At 75.9% G+C, this 1888-nt stretch carries 3 protein-coding genes; all 3 read left to right on the top strand.

From position 1 onward, the window contains the following. Positions 1 to 193 precede the first annotated feature (193 nt). Positions 194 to 922, top strand: coding sequence for a M35 family metalloendopeptidase (locus AC1MIR_RS00975; protein WP_480026320.1), 729 nt, complete (start codon positions 194 to 196; stop codon positions 920 to 922). A 25-nt stretch (positions 923 to 947) separates the two neighbouring features. Next, on the top strand, positions 948 to 1178 hold the full coding sequence (locus tag AC1MIR_RS00970) for a ChaB family protein (RefSeq protein ID WP_480026319.1): 231 nt from the start codon (positions 948 to 950) through the stop codon (positions 1176 to 1178). Positions 1179 to 1257: 79 nt separating this feature from the next. Further along, on the top strand, positions 1258 to 1888 hold a 631-nt coding region (locus AC1MIR_RS00965), incomplete at its 3' end, for a hypothetical protein (RefSeq protein ID WP_480026318.1).

Genomic DNA, 1888 nt, shown 5'->3' with positions numbered 1-1888 from the left:
GGCCGAGTCGCCCGCGCGCCCCCCCCGCCCCGGCCGGGGGGGGCGCCGCCCGCGCGGGCCGGGGGCTCAAACCCCCGGGGGGCGGGGCGCGGTCATGCGCGCGCCGCAAAGGCTTCATGATTCGCGCATCATGGCGGAGCATCCTAGGCTGCCACATCGCCCCGCGGCCGCGCCGCCTTCCGGGAGAGACGCCATGCCGGCCTCCGCGCCGCGGGAGACCCGTCGGACACGCCGCTTCCCCGCGCTGCCGCGGGTGCTCACGCTGCTGCTGGCGCGGCTGGCGCCGGCCGGCGCCGCGCCGGATGGCTTCCGCCAGGAGATCGCCGGCAGCGTGGCGGCGCCGGGCGCGGCGGGGGCGGCGGCGCCCTCCCCCTTCGGCAAGCCGGGCGCCGCGCTGCGCCACGCCGCCGACATCCCCGGCCCGGCCTGCGTCGCCGAGCATCGCCAGATGATCGAGGAGGCGCGCGCCGTCGCGCTGGAGCGCATCACGCTCGGCATCCGGCTGGTCGAGACCCAGCCGGACAACGCGGCGGTGCTGCGCTGGTTCGGCTTCGCCCCCCGCGAGGTGGTGGCGGCGCGGCTGCGCCAGACGGCGGAATGGCTGGGCGAGCCGGAACGGTTCAAGGTGCTGTGCAACGACCCGCCTGCCTGCCACGGGGTGCGCATGGCCTATGCGGCACCGGCGCGTCGCATCGTCGGCCTATGCCCCTCCTTCTTCCGGGCCACGATGGAGGGCTTCGACAACCGCTTCGGCATCCTGGTGCATGAGGCGTCGCACCTGGCCGCGGGGACGCAGGATTTCGTCTATGGGCCGCGCGCGGCGCTGATCCTGGCGAAGCAGGACCCCGCGCGGGCGGCGCTGAACGCCGACAATTTCGAGTATTTCATCGAGACGCTGGGCCGCTTCGCGCCGGGATCGTGACCGCGGCGGCGGGTGGGGGCGGCCGATGCCCTATGCCGGCAACGAGGACCTGCCACCCGGCGTGCGCCACGCCCTGCCGGCGCATGCGCAGGACATCTACCGCGCCGCCTTCAACGCCGCCTGGCAATCCGGCCGCTACGGCCGCGATGAGGGGCGGCTGCATCGCATCGCCTGGGCGGCGGTGAAGCGAAGCTACCGGAAGAGCGGCGGCGCGTGGGTGCCGTGGCGCGGCGCGGCCGGCGACGATCCGGATTGATCTGACGCAAGGCCGCATATTCAGGTACTGCTTATGTATCTTTTCTGGCGGCGATGCCGCCGTGGAAGGGACCATTCGCATGCAACGCAGGATCCTCCTTCTCGCCGCGCTGGCGGCCGCGCCGGCGGCGGCCCTGGCCCAGACGGGCCGCCCGCCGCAGGGCGGCCAGGCGATGTTCGGCCTCGACTTCGACAGCCTTCCGCCGCCGGAACGCGAGCGCGTGCGCAACGCCTTCCGCCAGGGTTCGCCCGACCTCGACGATGCCGGGCTGCGCCTGCGCTGGAACGCGATGACGGCCCGCCAGCGCGAGGAAGCGATGCGCAGCCGGGACCGGGATCGGGATCGCAGCCGGGAGCGGGAGCGGGACCGCGACCGGGATCGCGAGCGGGAGCGGGATCGCGACCGGGACCGGGAGCGGGATCGCGACCGGGACCGGGATCGCATGGGATCGCCTTCGCCCCGCGGCAGCGCGCCCGATCGGGGCGGCGCAACCGGCAGCGGCCCAGGTGCCAGTGGCGGCGGGGGCGGCGGCGGGGGTAGCGGCGGTGGTGGTGGGGGCGGCGGGGGCGGCGGTCGCGGGGGCGGCGGGGGGGGGGGGCGGGGGGGCCCCCCCGCCGCGCTCGATCTCCGTCAGGTAGGCGCCGGCATTCAGCGTCATGCCGATCAGCACGGCCGTGACGGGGGAGAGGATGATGCCCACCTCCGGCAGG

This window comes from Falsiroseomonas sp. RANM36, assembly GCF_056682175.1.
This window is presented reverse-complemented; position numbering and strand designations above follow the sequence as displayed.

Bases quoted from the DNA above. Each gene is read 5' to 3' on its own strand.
- AC1MIR_RS00975 (WP_480026320.1), top strand. From the start codon at position 194: ATGCCGGCCTCCGCGCCGCGGGAGACCCGTCGGACACGCCGCTTCCCC.
- AC1MIR_RS00970 (WP_480026319.1), top strand. From the start codon at position 948: ATGCCCTATGCCGGCAACGAGGACCTGCCACCCGGCGTGCGCCACGCC.